We start from the raw sequence: 17,368 nt of genomic DNA on the forward strand, positions 1-17,368 counted from the left end.
GGATGAAGTGATGGGGCTGGCGCGTCGCACCTACATCTATAAGCTGACCTCCGACCGTGGTGGCGCTCCATGCGCGCCCAATCCCGGCGACGCATCCCCAGCCCTCCTGACGCTGTCCATCTGCAAACCCGCCATCCGCCGCACGGCACGACCAGGTGACCGCATCCTGGGCCTCACGAGCCATTCGCTCGCGGCCTCTGATGGCTACCCACTCAACGCCGTCATCTATGCGGCGATCGTCGAAGAGGGGATGGATGCTCGTGACTATTACGGCGGCGAGCGCATGTTTCAACACCGCCCCGATTGCATCTACGAGTTCCATCGTCTGAATGGAACAATCGGCCACTCGGGCCGCACACCGCTGCACGCGAACCCCGCCTATCTCCCGCGCGACATCGGCAGCTATCCCTACTACAAGAACGGCCGCACGCTGCTCAGTCACGACTTCCGCTACTTTGGCTCGGAGGCTGTGCCAATCCCCGCGAAGCTTCACGAGCTAACCCAGGTAGCGGAGTCGCTAGGGCAGGGCCATCGCGTCGTCCACACCGAAGGTCTCGACCGCGAACTCGACGCGCTCTTCCGCATGCTCTGGAAGAGGCCAACGAGATACACGCCATCCGTCGTAACCGACGAGGCCTACGACCACGCACCGAAGTCTAAACGGAAGAAGGAAACCGCACCGGCGTAAGATCGCCCGGCAGGTAGAGCGGGTGATAGGGCGAGCCGTCCTTCGAGAGCCGCAGATGGTGCAGATCCGCTCCTGCCTTCCGCAGCATCTTCACCACGTCAAGGCTTCGCGGACGAAGCGGCTTCGGCGGTTGTCCATAGGCGAGCATCACAAGGCCCGCTCGCTTCGCCATCCGTACCAGCGCCGCGTCATTTCCCGGACCGGCCGGATCATCCACTTCGAGCAGCCTCTGCTTGTCCGTTGCCCGGTAGCTATGGACATTGCCAACAAGCTGACCGCCGTATCCCCAAGCACGCGAAAATTGCCCCGTCCGGATCAGCGTCGGATCGGCATGCTCAAGCGACGCGACGGATGGGTTCATCAGGAGCCACATGATGACCGGAAGGTCCGGATTCCATATCTCCGAAAGCGTGTACCGGTAGCGTTTGCACGGCGACCACGTTGCGGTCACCTTCGAGTCGGCGGGCCACTTCGGTTTCGATTTTCCGCCGGGATCATGGGCTGTCATCGCTCTTGATTGGAGCATCCGGACAAACACGAAGCAAGCCGCACTCGCCCGCCACACGGCCAAGCTGGTACAAAGATCGGGCACATTCTCGGCGATACCAACGGAACGTGAAGGAGAAGCCATGCCGATCGAACGCCGCCAGATCCTGAAGTCTCTCGCAGGCGCCGGACTAGCGGGGCTTGCGCATCCGGTGCTCCGGGCGCAGGAGCAGGTCGCTCGCGCGACGCGTGGCATGCCCGCTCCACACATCAAGGACATCAGCGTCATCGAGTGCGAACCCGCAGGATCACGGCTCACTGTCGTCAAAATTGCAACCGACCAGGACGGCCTCTACGGCTACGGTTGCGCGACCTTCACGCAACGCGCCGACCTGGTGAAGCCAGCAGTCGAGCGCTATCTCAAGCCTCTCCTCATGGGCAGGACGACCGACCGCATCGAGGACATCTGGCAGACCTGCTACGACAGCTCCTACTGGAAGAACGGCCCCATCCTCAACAACGCCATCAGCGGCATCGACCAGGCGCTCTGGGACATCAAGGGCCGGCAGGCGGGCATGCCCGTCTACCAGCTTGCCGGCGGCAAGTGCCGCGAGGCGGTCGACACGTATGGCCACGCCGACGGACCCGAGTACAGCGATGTGGTCGCCGCCGCGAGAAAATATATGGCGGAAGGCTTCCGCAACGTCCGCGTGCAGGTCGGCCTGCCCGGCATGGCAGGCTACGGCTCAGCTCGGAACAACGCGAACACCCTCAAGCCGCTCCACGACAAGCCGCTCTTCGAGCCCGCCTACGCCATGCGGCGCGGCCTGAAGCTGCTGGAGATCTGCCGCCAGGAGCTTGGAGAAGAGGTCGGCCTCCTCCACGACATGCACGAGCGTTACACGCCCAACCAGGCGGTCGAATTCTGCAAGCAGGCCGAGAAGTTCAACCTCTTCTTCGCCGAAGACCCGCTCTCGCCTGAAGACATCGACTATTTCAAACAAATCCGCCAGAACTGCGCCACGCCTCTCGCCATGGGCGAGCTCTTCAACAGCCCGCACGAGTGGCAGCCCCTCATCGCGGGCCGTCTCATCGACTACATCCGCTGCCACGTCTCTCAGGTCGGCGGCTTCACCCCCGCGCGCAAGATCGCCATCATGGCCGAGCAGTTCGGCGTCAAGACCGCGTGGCACGGCCCGGGAGATGTCTCGCCCATAGGCCACATGGCGCAGATCACCCTCGACATCGTCAGCACCAACTTCGGCATCCAGGAGTATTCCCCCTTCAACCAGCGTTCGCAGGAGATCTTCAAAGGCTGTCCCGAGATGCGCGACGGCTATCTGTACGTCAACGAGAAGCCCGGCTGGGGCATCGAGATCGATGAGAAGGAAGCCGCCAAATCCCCCTTCACTCCTGGCCGAGGAAACCTGAACGGAGGCTGGGGCGAGATCCGCAAGCTCGATGGAACCATCATCAAGCAGTAGTATCCGGTAAGATCGATGCGCCGGCCTTTGGAAGCATTGGTAGTAGTCGAACGAACAAGCTCAACCAGACGAAAGGAAACATCATGATCTCGCGTAGAAGCTTTCTTGGCCGTGCCTCCGCCGCCGCTGCCTGCACCGCGCTCGCTGGACGCGCAAGCCTCGCCTATGCCACGCCTCTCGGTCTTCCGCTTGGAATCCAGCTTTACTCGGTTCGCGAGCAGCTTGCGAAGGACTACGACGCAACGCTGATCGAGGTCGGCAAGGCCGGTTTTAAGGAGGTGGAAGCCGCAGGCTTCTACAAGAAGAGCGCGGCCGAGGTAAAGCAGTCGCTCAAGAACGCGAAACTGCACTGCGTCAGCTCGCACCATCCCTTCGGCGATCTGCGCACAAAGTTCGACGAGATTCTCGCGTTCAACAAGGAGCTTGGCGTCCAGTACATGATCTGCTCCAGCCCGGGCTTCAAGACGCCCGCGCCCGCGGGTGGTTCGGACCGAGGCCGCAAAATGTCGATCGACGACTGGCGCTGGATCTCCGACCAGTTCAACCAGATGGGCGAGAAGACCGCCGCGCAGGGCATTCACTTCGGCTATCACAATCACATCCACGAGTTCGGCCCGGTCGACGGCACCATCCCGTACATGGAGCTTCTACGCCTCACCGATCCCGCGAAGGTAACCCTCGAACTCGACTGCGGATGGGCCACCGTCGCCGGCATGAAGCCCATCGATCTCATGCGCGAACACCCGAACCGCTTCTCCATGCTGCACGTCAAGGACTTCAAGGACAACGGCACCTTCGGCCCGGACGCCAAGGAACCGGTCGTCACCGAGCTAGGCATGGGCAGTATCGATTACAAGCCCATCTTTGCCGAAGCGAAGAAGACGCAGAAGATCAAACACATGTTCGTCGAGCAGGAAGCCTTTGACATGCCGTGGCAGCAGTCGCTCAAGACAGACGCGGACTACCTGACGAACCTCAAAGCCTAAGATGTCTCAAAGCAGGAAGCGCAGGCTGGCGATCCCAGCCTGCGCTTCTTTTTGTCCTGTAAGCAGCGACTACTGCGGAAGCGGTTTGACCGTAACAGTGTGTCCGCTCTCTACGGACTCGCGTGCTGTCGTGAGGATCTGCATCACGACCATATTCGTATCAAGCGCGGATAAGTCTCCATCCGGCTTGATCTCCCCATGCAGCACTGCGGCAAGATAGGCCAGCGAACCCTGGCGGTTCACCGGTAGAGCCTTCGCGGGGCTAGGCGTCTCCGTCTTCTGTCCCTTGTAGCGCGTGCGAAGCTGATCCGGTCCCACGGTAATGGCATAGCCGTCTACACCGTAGACCTCCATGTCCTTGCGCGCGAAGCTCCAGTTCCACGATGGCATCAGCACGCCCTGAAGCCCCGGATAGCGGATGATCACCGTCGCATCGTCATCGACATGCGGGTAGATGCCTGGCTTGTCTGTCTGGGCGACGGCCGTCACGCTGAGCGGCGCCTGGCCATGCATCATCACGGTGAGAAGATCGGCTCCATAGCAGCCGAAGTCGAACAGAGCCCCCGCCCCATTCAGCTTGGGATCGGTAAGCCACGGCAACCACTCCGGGCCGACGCCAATCTCCTTCGGCCCTTCGTGCCCGTCGTGCACGACAACCTTGCGAATCGCCCCAAGCTTGCCTGCCGCTACCTGGTCCTCGACATCGTTGTTGCTGGAATACCACGTCGTCTCGTAGTTCACGAGAACCTGCACATGGTGCTCCCGCGCCGCCGCTCGAATCGCGAGCGCGTCCTCCATCGTCGTCGTCAGCGGCTTCTCAACCATCGACGAAATGTTGTGCTTCGCGGCCGCTTCGATCACCCTGCGATGATCCTTGATCGTCGTATACACGAGCACCGCATCCGGATGCTGCGCGTTGAGCATCGTCTCGAGGTCCGTGTAGAAGAGCGCCTGGTCAAGCCCGTACTGGCTCTTGTACTGCGCCGCAAGCGCAGTGTCCGGCTCGACGATCGCGACGAGCTTCGCATTCGGATCCTTCGGCAGCGCATGCAGGAAGCCTTTGACATGCCCATGCACAAGCCCGACGATTGCTACCCGGATCGGTGTGTCTGCCGCGTAGCCCTGCATGGGTACAAGCGCGGTAAGCAACGCCAACGCTATCTTGAAGCCGGAACCGAATCTCATCGCCAATCCGTCCTTCTGTGCGGTTATGCCTTCGCGAGCTTCATCTCTTCGGGATCCCACTCGACGGTGCTCCTGCGTTCGATCGAGAGATTGCTCAAAAGAGCCGCCCCTGCCGCGCGCAATCCGAAGGTTGAATCCTCGACCACCGGCTTGCGCGAGCGGACGGCGTCGAAGAAGTTGTGGAAGTGGTCATAGCTATCGCTGTAGCCTTTGGGCGTGCTGAAACGCTCGGAGGTGCGTCCTGGCTCGCCCGTCGGATGCTCGGAGGGATACTTCTCGTTGTAGGCCTGCAAGGTCTGCTTCTGCATGGCCTCGGTAAAGGTGCCGACGGTGTACCCGGGATCCTTCGGGCGAGGCGAGCGGACGATCGTTAGATTATTGCCAGCAATCTCCATCGTGCCTTCCGAGCCCGTGAAGAGGAACTGCTCGTTCTCCTCGCCGCCCGAGATAAAGTTCACCCGGAGATTGAGATTGAAGTTTTGCGGGTAATCGAACAGCGCAAGCATCACGTCGTCGGCGTCGCGTCCATCCTTCCAGTAGCGCAGCCCGCCGGTCGCCATGCCGCGCGTCGGGCCATGTGATCCGGTAATGAAGTGGGTCCCGCTGAAGAGGTGAACAAATAAATCGCCCGCCACACCCGAGCCGTACTCGTGCCACTTGCGCCACTGGAAGAAGCGTTCCGCGTTCCAGGAAACCTTTGGCGCACTGCCCAGGAAGCGCGGCCAGTCGCAGGTCTCGGGACTCGCATCGAGAGGCACCGTGTAGTTCCACGCACCGATCGAGGAGTTGCGATCCCAGTGAGCGCTCACAAGATTCAACTCGCCGATGGCTCCAGACGCCAGCAGTTCCTTCGCCTTCGAATAGAGGATGTTGCTGACCCGCTGGCTCCCGATCTGCAGGATCCGCCCGGTCTTCTTCGCCGTGTTGATCATCTCGTGCCCGTCGGAGTAGAGATGGATCATCGGCTTCTCGCAGTACACATCCTTGCCCGCGTTCATGGCGTCGATCGAGGCCTGCTTGTGCCAGTGATCAGGCGTCGCGATCAAGACCGCATCGACATCCTTGCGCGCGAGAATCTCCTTGTAGTCGCGCGTGGTGAAAACGTCCTGCCCCCATACTTCCTTCGAGTGTGCCAACCGTCCGTCGTAGCAATCGGCGACAGCGACGAGCTTCACCCCGGGAACCTGCACCGCCCAGCGCGTATCGCCCATGCCCTGCCCGCCAGCGCCAATGAGCGCGAGGTTGATATGGTCATTCGCCGCGACCGCAGGGGCGGCTGGATCAGGTAGCGTGGCGGCCAGCAGATGAAGCTTTCCAGCAAAGGTCTGGGCAGCGGCTAAGCTTGCGCCGCGGAGAAACACACGTCGATCGAGACTCGTCATCGTTTGGTTCTCTTCCTTCGTTGCATCATGGTTTTTCTCGGCGGAAGAGTACCGGCCGGGGAGTCCGCCAGAGACACGAGTCATCTTACATGGGTGATGTGAGCGTGGTGAACTCACGCGCCCGCGCACACACCGGAAAGTATTTTCACAGGGCATCCATCTTTCTCTTTCCGTGGCATCGGTGCGGGCATACTATGGGTCTCGCGGCGCGGCACCGAACCCCACGGATACGCGAACGAGCCGGCTTCTGCTCACGGCCTAACCCTAGATAAATCATCCATCCGGAGGACTTTTCATGGCTTCCAAGAAATCCAGCGGCATGTTTTCCAAACGAACGATTCTCCCCGGAAGCGAAAAGGCCGCATTGGTTCACCCGGCCGCGGAAGACGTCACTCCGCCGCGCCTGACACCCGTCACCGTGTCGGTCATCGTCAAGCGCAAGACCCCGCTCAAGGCCAGCCACCGCTCTGGCAAAGAGCGCCTCACCCACGCGCAGTACCGCAAGGAGCATGCTGCGGACCCAGCCGCCGTCAAGCTGGTCAAAGCCTTCGCGAAGGAGTTTGACCTCAAGATCGACCCGGATACCCCTGGACCCGAACGCCGCACAATCCTCCTTACCGGGACCGTCGACCAGATGCAGAAAGCCTTCGGCACCACCCTGAGCCATAAGAAGGTAGACGGCGTCACCTACCGCGTCCGCGAAGGCAGCATCGAGATCCCAACCGCACTCTCCGGCTCGGTCGTCGCCGTCCTCGGCCTCGACAACCGGCCTCAGGCGAAGCCTCACTTCCGCATCGCTGGCGAGGCGGGAGCCGCGACTGCCGACGCCGTCCAACAGGAAGGGTTCGCCAGACCCCACGCTTCCGGCAGCGTCTCCTACACCCCCATCCAGGTCGCCGAACTTTACCAATTTCCCGCCAAGGCCTCCGCGGCTGGACAAACGATCGGCATCATCGAACTCGGCGGTGGCTACAAGAAGGCGGACATCACGGCCTATTTCAAGTCGCTCGGCGTCAAGGCTCCCAAGGTCACAGCGGTCCTCGTCGACAAAGCCAAGAACAAGCCGACCAATGCCAACAGCGCCGATGGCGAAGTGCTTCTGGATATCGAGGTAGCCGGAGCGGTAGCCCCGGGCGCGAACATCGTCGTCTACTTCACCCCGAACACCGATCAGGGTTTCGTCGACGCCATCTCGACTGCCGTCCACGACACCAAGAACAAACCAAGCGTCATCTCCATCAGTTGGGGCGCCCCCGAGGTCCAATGGACCGCCCAGTCCATGAACGCCCTCGACGCTGCCTGCCAGTCCGCCGCCGCCCTCGGTATCACCATCACGGTAGCCTCTGGCGACAACGGCTCGACTGACGGTGTCACGGATGGCGCGAATCACGTCGACTTCCCCGCATCCAGCCCCCATGTCCTCGGCTGTGGCGGAACCAACCTGCAGGGAAGCGGCTCGACCATCAACTCCGAAACCGTCTGGAATGCATTGCCGAGCGGCGGCGCAAGCGGCGGAGGTGTCAGCAACTTCTTTCCGCTGCCCTCCTGGCAATCCGGCGCAGGCGTTCCCAAGCCAACGGTCGCAGCAGGCGGTCGCGGCGTTCCCGATGTCGCAGGCGACGCTGATCCGGCCACGGGCTACGAAGTCCGCGTCGACGGCGCGAACTATGTGTTCGGTGGCACCAGCGCCGTTGCCCCGCTTTGGGCCGGCCTGATCGCGCTTGCCAATGCGCAGAACGGCACGTCCGCCGGTTTCCTCCAGACGGCGCTCTACTCGGCAAAGGGCAAGGCGGCGTTCCGCGACATCACCCAGGGTGATAACCCCGCGTTCCAGGCAGGTACCGGGTGGGACGGCTGCACCGGCCTCGGCTCCCCCATCGCTCCTCAGATCATCAGCCTCATCAAGCCCGCTACAACGAGCGGAAAGAAGGTCGCAACAAAAGTAGCGAAGAAGTCGACTAAAAAAATCGTCGCGGTCAAGAAGTAACGAAGAGACAAGAAAGCCAGCCGAAGGATCTATCGGCTGGCTTCTCTATCTAGAGACTAATGATACTTAGTGCGGTTTTGCCGTAGCTTTATCACCTTCTGTTGCAGTGCGCTGAAGGCGGGCCGCCCCCGGGTTAGGCGTGCCTGTGCGAGGCCTCCCGGTCACTGGAGACGGGGGAAGCCCCGTCCGGCGTGCGCTGTTCGGATGATTTCCACTTTGTTGCAAGGTTACGATCAGAGCCGTTGCCGGTAACTGGCTCGAACAGCGATAGCTATGGATCGTGGTCGCATCGAAGTAAACCGCGTCTCCCACCTCTATGTGGTACGTCGTCTCGCCATGCTGCAGGTCCAGATTGCCGGAGAGCAAGTAAAGAAACTCACACCCCACGTGCTGGTGCGCGCGCGCTTCCCGTCCAGCTTTCGGAGGTAGAAACTCCGCAAAGTAAGGGTCAAGCTGGCGATCCGGAACCATATATCCAAGGCTCTCGAAGAAGTAAGCCGGGTCTTCCACTCCGGTCTGCGGAAGTCGAACGCGATCTTTCCCGCGATGTACCCGGAAAAGCGTCTGTGGCTCCGGCTCAAAGAAGTAGTTGAGATCCTTTGAGAAGACCATCGCGATGCGTGCGAGGTTGCGCAGTGTCGGAACCACGCGGCCCGTCTCAAGCTGCGAGAGAAAGCTCGCCGAGAGTCCGGTGTGGCGTCCAAGCTCCACCAGGCCCATTGACTTCTTCAGCCGGAGATACTTGATCCGTTCCCCAATGCGTTTCTCAGCTATGAAGGATTCGGCCGCTTCGCCGTCTACCTGCTGCGCAGGCGAAGGGGTTTCAGGGGATGCGGTGACGGGGGGAAGGCCTTGACTGGCAACATCCTGCGGGTTGGGGATCGTGCTCTCGGTAGCCATAGTGTGTCCTATAAACAGATGTTGCGGTGAGATCAAATGTTGCCTGGGGATCCAGCAGAGTGCAAGGAGGATGTTCCGTTCAAGAGGGTATGATGCGCAGCGGGCTCAGGAGGTACGCGGGCATCGAGACGATGCTAGGCTTTCAAGGGTGACCCTCCTGCGTACGACCGAGCCTCCGCCCGCCCTCTTCCATTTACAGGAACCCGGAAGCTGCTCGCTCTTCCCGGCCGCACTATGGACACTGGGCGCTCTGGCTGGAGGGCTCCTTCTCGGATGCGCCAATCCCGGAGTGCCGCGCCCGCCCTCGCTCCACCTGCCCGCGACCGTCAAGGATCTCTCAGGCGAGCGCATCGGAGATCGCATCGAGCTGCATTGGACCGCTCCCACCCGCACCACGGATGGCCTCGAACTCACTCCCGAAAAGGTCACGAAGGTTGAAGTCTGTCGTGACTCCAAAGCGCCGGGAATACCCGCACCGAAACCAAAACCCGCCTCCCCACCCCTCCCCGGAGTCCCTGTTCCTCCCATCGCCTGTACCCCGGTGCTGCATCCCTCCGGCCAGCCCGGAGCCAACGCGGCAGTCGATCAGCTTCCCGCCACCTTGACGGACGCTACCGGCACGCGAACCCTCCTGGCCTATCGCGTACGCACCCTGAACGCCGGCGGTCACTCCGCCGACCCATCCTCTCCCGTTCTCATACCCACCGGCCCTGCGGTCGCCGCCGTCGAAGACTTCCACGCCGTGCAGACGAGTCAGGGCGTCGTCCTCGACTGGAGCGGCCAGAACAACGCACGCGGTACCGTAGAAGTCCTCAGAACCCTCGTCTCCACCGCATCCCCCGCCACGCAGCCAACAGCCCCGGTCACAGCGTCAAAACCTAAAGGCAAGAAGTCCCCTCCGGTGCCCGGGAGTAAACCGGCCCATCAAGGCAAGGCAAAGAACACAGACAAAGCGGGTGAAGTTCGTCTGCGCCAGGAGGAAGCGGATGCCGCGCAGACACCTCCGGCAGGGAATCGCGACGGCATGATCGACGAATCCGCCCTGCTCGATCAGACCTACACGTACACCGCCCAGCGTGTCGAAACCATTCACCTCTCCAGCCAGACCATCGAGGTCCGCAGCGAACCTACCCCTGCGGTCACCATCATCCGCCGCGACACCTTCCCGCCCGAAGTTCCAACGGGCCTCGCAAGCGTTCACGGGGTCTTACACGAGGCCGGCACCGCGCGGCCTACAATCGATCTATCATGGAAGCCAAACGTGGAGACGGATCTCGCGGGCTACAACATCTACCGAACCCAGCCCGATACAAACGTCACCCGGCAGAAGCTGAACGCGGCCCCGCTTGCTGGACCAGCCTATCGCGACACCACGGCCATCCCGGGAGTCCGTTACCGTTACGAAGTCACGGCGATCGACCAGACCGGCAACGAGAGCAAATTCAGCACATCCGCGGAAGACTCTGCAGACGCGCCATAAGCGGCCTGTGAATTCCCCGCGTATCCCTCAAGAGAGTCTGCTCCGCCACCAGATTCCTTGCTAAGCTAAAGGCGACTTATTTCAGGACGATTGGAGCATCTCTGACATGGCAACCCTACTCGAACAGCTTCGCGGCTTCACCACGGTCGTCGCCGACTCCGGCGATATCAATTCGATCGTCAAATTCAAGCCGCAGGACTCCACCACGAACCCCTCGCTCATCGCGGCTGCCGCCACGATGCCCGAGTACTCGTCCATCGTCGACGACGTGCTGAAGACCGCGCGCAAGGATCTCGGTCCGGGCGCCAAGGACGAGGAGGTTGCGGCCCACGCCTTCAAGACGCTGGCCGTTGCGTTCGGTCGCAAGATTCTCGACATCGTCCCGGGCCGCGTCTCCACCGAAGTCGACGCCCGTCTCTCCTACGACACCGAAAAGACCCTCGAGCAGGCTCGCGACATCATCTCCCAGTACGACAAGGCTGGCATCCCACGCACCCGCGTGCTCGTCAAGATCGCATCCACCTGGGAAGGCATCAAGGCCGCCGAGATCCTCGAGAAGGAAGGCATCCACTGCAACCTGACTCTCCTCTTCGGCCTGCACCAGGCCATCGCCTGCGCCGAGGCCAAGGTCACCCTCATCAGCCCGTTCGTCGGCCGCATCCTCGACTGGTACAAGAAGGACACCGGCAAGGACTACAAGCCGGAAGAGGATCCAGGCGTCGAGAGCGTCTCGACCATCTACAACTACTACAAGAAATTCGGCTACAAGACCCAGGTCATGGGAGCCAGCTTCCGCAACATCGGTGAAATCGAAGAGCTCGCCGGTTGCGATCTTCTCACCATCGCGCCCAAGCTCCTCGCCGAGCTCGATAGCAAGGAAGGAACGCTGACCCGCAAGCTCGATCCGGCGAATGCCGCAACTCTCGACATCGAGAAGATCGAGGTCGACAAGGCCAAGTTTGAAGAGATGCACGAGCACGACCGCATGGCCCACGACAAGCTGAAGGAAGGCATCGAAGGCTTCTCCAAGGCGCTCGAAGATCTCGAGAAGCTTCTCGCGAAGCGCCTCAGCGAACTCCCCAAGGAGTAACCATTCACCAGTCAGGCCATCGGGCTCCGCATACCGCGGAGCCCGATCTGTTTGGCCCCCAGCCCCACGAACGGGTCGTGCCCGCTCGAATCGAATTCGCCAAGCTCGCATCAGAAGTGAGTCGCCGCGCTCCGCTCTCCTGCGAGTCCGCGGCGGGAGATGAGGCAGTTCCATGGCAAAGCCGATCGTCGGTTTGCATCACGTCACAGCGATTGCGTCCAACCCCCAGCGCAATCTGGATTTCTACACCGAGGTTCTCGGTCTGCGGTTCGTCAAGCGCACCATCAACTTCGACGACCCGGGGAGCTACCACTTTTACTTCGGAGACGACGCCGGTTCCCCCGGAACGATCCTCACCTTCTTCCCCTGGCCCGGAGCCTCGCGCGGAAGCCTCGGCGTCGGCGAAACCGCCGCGACCGCCTTCAGCGTGCCTCTGACCTCGCTGGCCTTCTGGGAGAAGCAGCTCTCCGAGAACGGCATTCCCGTCGAACGTCTCGGTAAGCGCTTCAACGAAGAGGTCCTCAGCTTTGCCGATCCTGATGGCATGCGTCTGGAGATCGTCGGCCACCCTGATGCCGGCCCCGCGAAGCCCTCACGTTTCGCGTCGATTCCAGCAGAGCACGCCATCCGCGGCTTCTTCGGCGTCACCCTCTCCGAGAAGCGTCTTGAAAGCACCGCGCAGGTCCTGAACACGATGGGCTTTCACAAGCTCGCCGAGGAAGGGAATCGTGTCCGCTTCAGCGCGGAAGGTGCTGAGCTCGGCAATCACATCGACATCGTGGTGCCGGAGACGGCCGCCTACGGCAGGATGGGTGCGGGAAGCGTTCATCACATCGCCTTCCGCGTTCCCGACGATGCCTCGCAACTCGAGTGGCGCGAAGAACTCTCCGCCCAATCCCTCCAGGTGACACCGGTACAGGACCGCACCTACTTCCACTCCATCTACTTCCGCGAACCCGGTGGAGTCCTCTTCGAGATCGCGACAGATCCCCCAGGCTTTGCTCTTGATGAACCGGTCGAGTCGATGGGCGAGGCCCTCAAGCTGCCGCCGTGGCTCGAAAAGAGCCGAGGCGTCATCGAGCAGAGACTGCCCGTGATAACCCTGCATAAAGAGAAGGTGGAGGCGTTGTGAGCCAAGTACAGGACCCACACCGCGACCAGCACATCTTCCGCGTCGGCGCTCCTCTTGAGGAAGCGCTCGGCGCGGTCGTGCTGATCCATGGCCGTGGCGCGTCAGCCGAGGACATCCTCGGCCTCTCGCGCGAACTGGATCACCCCGGCCTCGTCTACCTGGCACCCCAGGCCGCCAACCATACCTGGTACCCCAACTCGTTCCTCGTCCCCACCGGTCAGAACGAGCCGTGGCTCTCCTCCGCCATCGCCAAGGTGAAGTCGACCGTCACGATGGCGCTTGCTGCCGGCATTCCGGAGAGCAGGATCGCCATCTGCGGCTTCTCGCAAGGCGCCTGCCTCTCAACCGAGTTCGTCGCCCGCTATCCCGCGCGTTACGGCGGACTGATCGCCCTCACCGGCGGCCTGATCGGCACATCGGAAGAGGTCGCAGCCCAGACACGCACCGGTAACCTCGGGGGGATGCCCGCCTTCTTCGGCTCAGGCGACCCCGACCCGCACGTTCCCTGGCAGAGGGTAGAGCAGTCGGCAGCGATCCTCAAGGCAATGGGCGCGGAGGTCTCAACCGAACGCTACCCCGGAAGACCCCACACGGTCACGCGAGTCGAACTCGAACACGCAAACGAAATCGTAGGAAACTTACTCGCAGGCGCCGTCAGCCGCTGATCTAAAGCGGATGTTCTTGCTATTGTCTTTTGGTCGTCGTTCCCGAAGGAAATCTGCGTCTTCTGCTGCCGTTGCAGTTCAAGCCCACACTCCAAGCCAGGAAAAGCCCCACTCAGTGGCTATGGCTATGGTCGTGGCTGCACGTCGCCCCGATCTCAAGCTTCGGCGGCGCACAGCACCCCTCGTTCGGCGTGCACTGCGTCGCCTCGAACTGGATCGTCGTATGGTGGATCTTGAACCGGTGCTGCAGCGCCTCGTTCAGATCTTTCAAAATCACCCTCGACTCCGCCAGCGGCCGATCACCAATGGTGATGTGGCTGGAAAGCGCATGCGACTCCGACGTCAGGCTCCAGACGTGCAGATCATGCACGTTCAATACTCCGGGAATCCGCTGAATCGCCGCCCGAATCTCGCCAAGCTGCAACCCGCGCGGCGTTCCTTCGAGCAGGATGTTCAGCGTCTCCCGCACAATGCCCGCGCTCGACCACAGGATCATTGCCGCAATCACCATCGACAGCACCGGATCGATCCACGTAAACCCCGTCCAGAGAATCCCCGCGCCACCAGCGATCACCGCCGCCGTCGAAAGCGTGTCCCCAAGCATGTGCAGAAACACCGAGCGGATGTTCACGTCGCCCGAAAAACGCCACAGCAACCCCGCCACCGCCCCGTTCATCAACACACCAAACACCGCGACAATCATCATCAGGCGCGGCTGAACCGCAACCGGCGAATGCAGCCGCCCGATCGCCTCAAGCGCGATCCACGCCGAGAGCACGATCAAGGTCAACGCATTGACGAACGCCGCCAGCACCCCAGCCCTCTGGTATCCGAAAGTCTTCCGATCGTTCGCCGGCTGCTGCTGAAGAAATACGGCCAGAAACGAAAGCAGGATGGCGAGCAGGTCGGACACGTTATGCCCCGCCTCCGACATCAGCGCAAGTGAGTGCGCGCGCAGCCCGAAGAAGAACGTCCCAACGATATACATCGTCGTCAACAGCATCGAAAGCTGGAGCACGCGCCGCAGCCTGCGGTTGTTCCGTCCCGTGCTGGCGGACATGTGCATAAATACAGTGTAATCCTCTCCCGCGCCACCGCGCCCTACGTCATCCGTTGCATCAGCCTGCCATGTCTAAGATGATCGGAAACGGAACGGGAGCGTATGCAGGCTGATTCTTCATGGAAGCGCGACGCACCCCGGCAGGCCATCCTCTTCTGCCTCCTGTTCCTTTGCCTTCCCATATACGGCCAGTCTCTCGGATTCCTGGCCGGAACCAACGCCTCCGCCATCCTCCTCGATGTCCAGACCGGTCGTACGATCGCAACCTTCGGCCGCACCGGCATCCCGTCCACCCCCGGCTCAACCCTCAAACCCTTCCTCCTCCTGGCTGCTCTCAAGGAAGGCATCGTCACCGAACACACCACCGTCGAGTGTCGTGGAATCCTCACCATCGACGACCGTGGCCACCCCCGCAACCTCGCCTGCACCCACCCCCGCACCACCACGATCTTCGCCGCCCAGGCCGCCCTCGCCTACTCCTGCAACACGTACTTCGCCCGCCTCGCCGCCCGCATGTCGCCCACCCAACTCACCCAGAGCCTAAGCAACTTCGGCATCCGCACCCAGCCAATCGACGACCCGAACCAACGCATCCTGCAAGCCCTCGGCCTATTCTCCGTCAAAGTGAGCGCCGAGCAATTAGCCCGCGCCTACGCCCTCCTCGCCCGCGAATTCACCTCCGCACACTCTAATCCCGCAAACATCGTCCACCAGGGCCTCCTCGACAGCGTCAGCTTCGGCATGGCCGACAACGCCGCCGTCCCCGGCCTCACCCTTGCCGGTAAGACAGGCACCGCCAGCGACCCCGGCCGGCCCTGGACGCACGGCTGGTTCGCCGGCATCGTCGAAGACGCTCCTGCCACGGTCCTCGTCGTCTACGTCCCCCACGGCAGCGGAGCCGACGCCGCCACCCTCGCCCGAACGATCCTCGCCAAGCGGGAGCGCAAGCCTTGAAAGCCCTCGCCTTCGCCCTGTTCCTTTCGCCAGTCGCCTCCGCTCAACCCCCCCATCCCGCAGCCCAGGATCTCACCGTCCGCCTCTTCGACACCGACCGAGTCACCTCCCTTACCGTCACCCCGCTGCACCCCGGAGCCACCTGGAAGCGCTGCCCGACCTGCGCCCGCCAACCTATTCCTGCCTCCTTACCCATCCAACGAGAACAACTCAAAACCACCATCGAGCTCACCGGCGATCTCCGCCTCGACACCGACACATCCCGCCGGGCCACCGCCGCAGGTATCTGGCGCATCGACCCCGAGCCCGACGGCCTCCGCGTCCGCATTACCCTCCCAAGCGAACGCTATGTAGCCTCTGTCCTCTCCGGAGAAGCAAGCCCCGACGAGCCGCCAGCCTCCCTCCGCGCCCTCGCAATCACTGTCCGCAGCTTCGCCCTCGACCGCGCCGCCCACAACCAGGAGCTCTGCGACAGCACCCGCTGCCAGGCCATGCGCCTCGGCTCCATCTCGCAAGCCGTGAACGAAGCCGTCCTCGACACGGCGGGCGAAACCCTCTGGCTCGACAACACCCGCGTCCCCGCCTATTTCACCCAAAGCAGCGGAGGCACCACCGAAGACGCCGCCACCGTCTGGGGAGGCCCGCCAAAACCCTGGCTCCGCTCCCACCCCGACCCCTACAGCGACCGCCTTCCCTCCACCTGGCACGCCGAGCTCACCCCTGACGAACTCACCCAGGCCCTCTCCGCCCAGGGCTTCCACCTCCACGCCATGCCACGCACCCTCACCATCCTCCGCAGAGACTCATCCGGCCGCGCATCGCAGCTCGAAGTACAAACCTCTGCCAACGAGCGCCTAACCCTACCCGCGGCTACCCTCCGCTTCGCCATCAACCGCTCCCTAGGCTGGGGAAAGCTCCGCAGCGATCTCTACGCCGTCCAGCCCGGCCCAGCCGGAAAGATCCTCTTCGAAGGCCGGGGCTACGGCCACGGAGTAGGCCTCAGCCAATCCGGGGCCCGCGTCATGGCCTCCGAGGGCCGCGACGACCGCGCCATCCTCCACTTCTACTTCCCAGGAACCGAAGTCCGCATCGACTCCAACGACCAGGGCTGGCAGCGCCACGAAGACCCCGCCTGGACCCTCATCGCCCCCACCCTCGATCTCTCAACCCTCCAAACCATCACCGCCGCCTGGACCCGCGCCCAGACCCTTTTCCCGCCGCCACCCGGCCACCCCACTCCTCACCCAGCCCTCCGCCTCTTTCCCTCCACCGACCTCTACCGAGGCGTCACCAACGAACCCGGCTGGACCCTCGGAGCAACCCGTGGCGACCGGATCTTCCTCCAGCCCAAATCGGTCGTCGCCCGCTCCGGAAACTCCTACACCAACCTCCTGCTCCACGAGCTCCTCCACGTCCTCGTGGAACACGAAGCGACCCCGTCCACCCCCCTATGGCTCCGCGAAGGTCTCCCCGAAGCCCTGGCGTCCCCACAGCCCCACCCGCAATCCACAAACGCACGAGCCACCATCGAGGAGAGTCTCCGAACCCCCGCCAACCTCCTCGAAGCCGAGAAAGCCCACAAGGAAGCCACCGCCCTCGTCCAGCACATGATCCATCTCTACGGATTCGAAACCGTGCGCTCCTGGCTCTCTCGTGGCGTTCCCGCCGACGCAGCCCGCGCCAGCAACTCCGCCACAACCGCAAGCACCACCAGCCCAAGCGCCACCAGCAGAAGATAAAGCGATCCCAGCCGGAGCCCCGCACTCACCAGCTCTCCCCGTATCGTCTCCGCCAGGTGCCACTCTGTCAGCTTCTCAACAAGGCTGGTAGCCATCAGCGACACGACCCCAACCGTCAGCCGCATCTGCCACCGCCCATAAACCCGAACC

15 protein-coding genes are annotated in these 17,368 nt (G+C 62.5%); 10 read left to right on the forward strand and 5 right to left on the reverse strand.

The features are described from left to right. Positions 1-10: 10 nt before the first annotated feature. The gene (locus GRAN_RS09050; protein WP_128912565.1) at positions 11-688 is read left to right on the forward strand and encodes an Nmad2 family putative nucleotide modification protein; all 678 of its coding nucleotides are present in this window, start codon (positions 11-13) and stop codon (positions 686-688) included. On the opposite strand, the gene GRAN_RS09055 is transcribed toward GRAN_RS09050, so the two are convergent. Beyond that, positions 657-1,196 carry a DUF1643 domain-containing protein gene (locus tag GRAN_RS09055; RefSeq protein ID WP_161570904.1) on the reverse strand — a complete coding sequence of 180 codons (540 nt, stop codon included), beginning with the start codon at positions 1,194-1,196 and terminating at the stop codon, positions 657-659. The two genes, GRAN_RS09050 and GRAN_RS09055, sit on opposite strands and share 32 nt — an antisense overlap. 121 nt (positions 1,197-1,317) lie before the next feature. On the opposite strand from GRAN_RS09055, the gene GRAN_RS09060 reads away from it, so the two are divergent. Both GRAN_RS09060 and GRAN_RS09065 read left to right on the forward strand, forming a co-directional pair. Next, positions 1,318-2,658, forward strand: coding sequence for an enolase C-terminal domain-like protein (locus GRAN_RS09060; RefSeq protein ID WP_128912567.1), 1,341 nt, complete (start codon positions 1,318-1,320; stop codon positions 2,656-2,658). Between the two features lie 83 nt (positions 2,659-2,741). Beyond that, positions 2,742-3,644, forward strand: coding sequence for a sugar phosphate isomerase/epimerase family protein (locus tag GRAN_RS09065; RefSeq protein WP_128912568.1), 903 nt, complete (start codon positions 2,742-2,744; stop codon positions 3,642-3,644). Between the two features lie 69 nt (positions 3,645-3,713). On the opposite strand, the gene GRAN_RS09070 is transcribed toward GRAN_RS09065, so the two are convergent. After that, a complete protein-coding gene (locus GRAN_RS09070) occupies positions 3,714-4,829 on the reverse strand; it encodes a Gfo/Idh/MocA family protein (RefSeq protein ID WP_128912569.1) in 1,116 nt (371 codons plus the stop codon). A gap of 23 nt (positions 4,830-4,852) precedes the next feature. Further along, positions 4,853-6,211 (reverse strand): Gfo/Idh/MocA family protein, encoded by a 1,359-nt coding sequence (locus GRAN_RS09075; protein WP_128912570.1) that lies wholly within the window; start codon positions 6,209-6,211, stop codon positions 4,853-4,855. A 295-nt stretch (positions 6,212-6,506) separates the two neighbouring features. Between GRAN_RS09075 and GRAN_RS09080 the strand changes: the two genes are divergently transcribed. Next, positions 6,507-8,198 (forward strand): S53 family peptidase, encoded by a 1,692-nt coding sequence (locus GRAN_RS09080; protein ID WP_128912571.1) that lies wholly within the window; start codon positions 6,507-6,509, stop codon positions 8,196-8,198. Between the two features lie 66 nt (positions 8,199-8,264). Here the strand turns inward: GRAN_RS09080 and GRAN_RS09085 are convergent, their stop codons facing one another. Continuing rightward, positions 8,265-9,098, reverse strand: a complete 834-nt coding sequence (locus tag GRAN_RS09085; protein ID WP_128912572.1) for a helix-turn-helix domain-containing protein — start codon at positions 9,096-9,098, stop codon at positions 8,265-8,267. Positions 9,099-9,246: 148 nt separating this feature from the next. Here GRAN_RS09085 and GRAN_RS09090 point away from each other — a divergent pair, with 148 nt between their 5' ends. The 4 genes from GRAN_RS09090 (at position 9,247) to GRAN_RS09105 (ending at position 13,465) form a co-directional block, all read left to right on the forward strand. Further along, the gene (locus GRAN_RS09090; protein WP_128912573.1) at positions 9,247-10,578 is read left to right on the forward strand and encodes a fibronectin type III domain-containing protein; all 1,332 of its coding nucleotides are present in this window, start codon (positions 9,247-9,249) and stop codon (positions 10,576-10,578) included. Positions 10,579-10,684: 106 nt separating this feature from the next. Then, a complete protein-coding gene (locus tag GRAN_RS09095) occupies positions 10,685-11,668 on the forward strand; it encodes a transaldolase (RefSeq protein ID WP_128912574.1) in 984 nt (327 codons plus the stop codon). Positions 11,669-11,840: 172 nt separating this feature from the next. Continuing rightward, the gene (locus GRAN_RS09100) at positions 11,841-12,800 is read left to right on the forward strand and encodes a ring-cleaving dioxygenase (RefSeq protein WP_128912575.1); all 960 of its coding nucleotides are present in this window, start codon (positions 11,841-11,843) and stop codon (positions 12,798-12,800) included. Further along, complete coding sequence (locus GRAN_RS09105; RefSeq protein WP_128912576.1) at positions 12,797-13,465, forward strand: alpha/beta hydrolase; 669 nt, start codon at positions 12,797-12,799, stop codon at positions 13,463-13,465. Before GRAN_RS09100 ends, GRAN_RS09105 begins: the two co-directional genes overlap by 4 nt. A 112-nt stretch (positions 13,466-13,577) precedes the next feature. Here GRAN_RS09105 and GRAN_RS09110 read toward each other — a convergent pair whose 3' ends face one another. Beyond that, the gene (locus GRAN_RS09110) at positions 13,578-14,531 is read right to left on the reverse strand and encodes a cation diffusion facilitator family transporter (RefSeq protein WP_128912577.1); all 954 of its coding nucleotides are present in this window, start codon (positions 14,529-14,531) and stop codon (positions 13,578-13,580) included. A gap of 96 nt (positions 14,532-14,627) precedes the next feature. Between GRAN_RS09110 and GRAN_RS09115 the strand changes: the two genes are divergently transcribed. Both GRAN_RS09115 and GRAN_RS09120 read left to right on the forward strand, forming a co-directional pair. Then, complete coding sequence (locus GRAN_RS09115) at positions 14,628-15,479, forward strand: penicillin-binding transpeptidase domain-containing protein (protein WP_128912578.1); 852 nt, start codon at positions 14,628-14,630, stop codon at positions 15,477-15,479. After that, on the forward strand, positions 15,476-17,218 hold the full coding sequence (locus GRAN_RS09120) for a SpoIID/LytB domain-containing protein (RefSeq protein ID WP_161570905.1): 1,743 nt from the start codon (positions 15,476-15,478) through the stop codon (positions 17,216-17,218). Before GRAN_RS09115 ends, GRAN_RS09120 begins: the two co-directional genes overlap by 4 nt. Positions 17,219-17,368: the final 150 nt, after the last annotated feature.

It is taken from the genome of Granulicella sibirica, from assembly GCF_004115155.1.
Taxonomy (GTDB): Bacteria; Acidobacteriota; Terriglobia; order Terriglobales; family Acidobacteriaceae; genus Edaphobacter; species Edaphobacter sibiricus.

Excerpts from the sequence above, each read along its gene's own strand:
- GRAN_RS09050 (WP_128912565.1), top strand. The coding sequence starts at position 11 with ATGGGGCTGGCGCGTCGCACCTACATCTATAAGCTGACCTCCGACCGT.
- GRAN_RS09055 (WP_161570904.1), bottom strand. The coding sequence starts at position 1,196 with ATGACAGCCCATGATCCCGGCGGAAAATCGAAACCGAAGTGGCCCGCC.
- GRAN_RS09060 (WP_128912567.1), top strand. The coding sequence starts at position 1,318 with ATGCCGATCGAACGCCGCCAGATCCTGAAGTCTCTCGCAGGCGCCGGA.
- GRAN_RS09065 (WP_128912568.1), top strand. The coding sequence starts at position 2,742 with ATGATCTCGCGTAGAAGCTTTCTTGGCCGTGCCTCCGCCGCCGCTGCC.
- GRAN_RS09070 (WP_128912569.1), bottom strand. The coding sequence starts at position 4,829 with ATGAGATTCGGTTCCGGCTTCAAGATAGCGTTGGCGTTGCTTACCGCG.
- GRAN_RS09075 (WP_128912570.1), bottom strand. The coding sequence starts at position 6,211 with ATGACGAGTCTCGATCGACGTGTGTTTCTCCGCGGCGCAAGCTTAGCC.
- GRAN_RS09080 (WP_128912571.1), top strand. The coding sequence starts at position 6,507 with ATGGCTTCCAAGAAATCCAGCGGCATGTTTTCCAAACGAACGATTCTC.
- GRAN_RS09085 (WP_128912572.1), bottom strand. The coding sequence starts at position 9,098 with ATGGCTACCGAGAGCACGATCCCCAACCCGCAGGATGTTGCCAGTCAA.
- GRAN_RS09095 (WP_128912574.1), top strand. The coding sequence starts at position 10,685 with ATGGCAACCCTACTCGAACAGCTTCGCGGCTTCACCACGGTCGTCGCC.
- GRAN_RS09100 (WP_128912575.1), top strand. The coding sequence starts at position 11,841 with ATGGCAAAGCCGATCGTCGGTTTGCATCACGTCACAGCGATTGCGTCC.
- GRAN_RS09110 (WP_128912577.1), bottom strand. The coding sequence starts at position 14,531 with ATGCACATGTCCGCCAGCACGGGACGGAACAACCGCAGGCTGCGGCGC.
- GRAN_RS09115 (WP_128912578.1), top strand. The coding sequence starts at position 14,628 with ATGCAGGCTGATTCTTCATGGAAGCGCGACGCACCCCGGCAGGCCATC.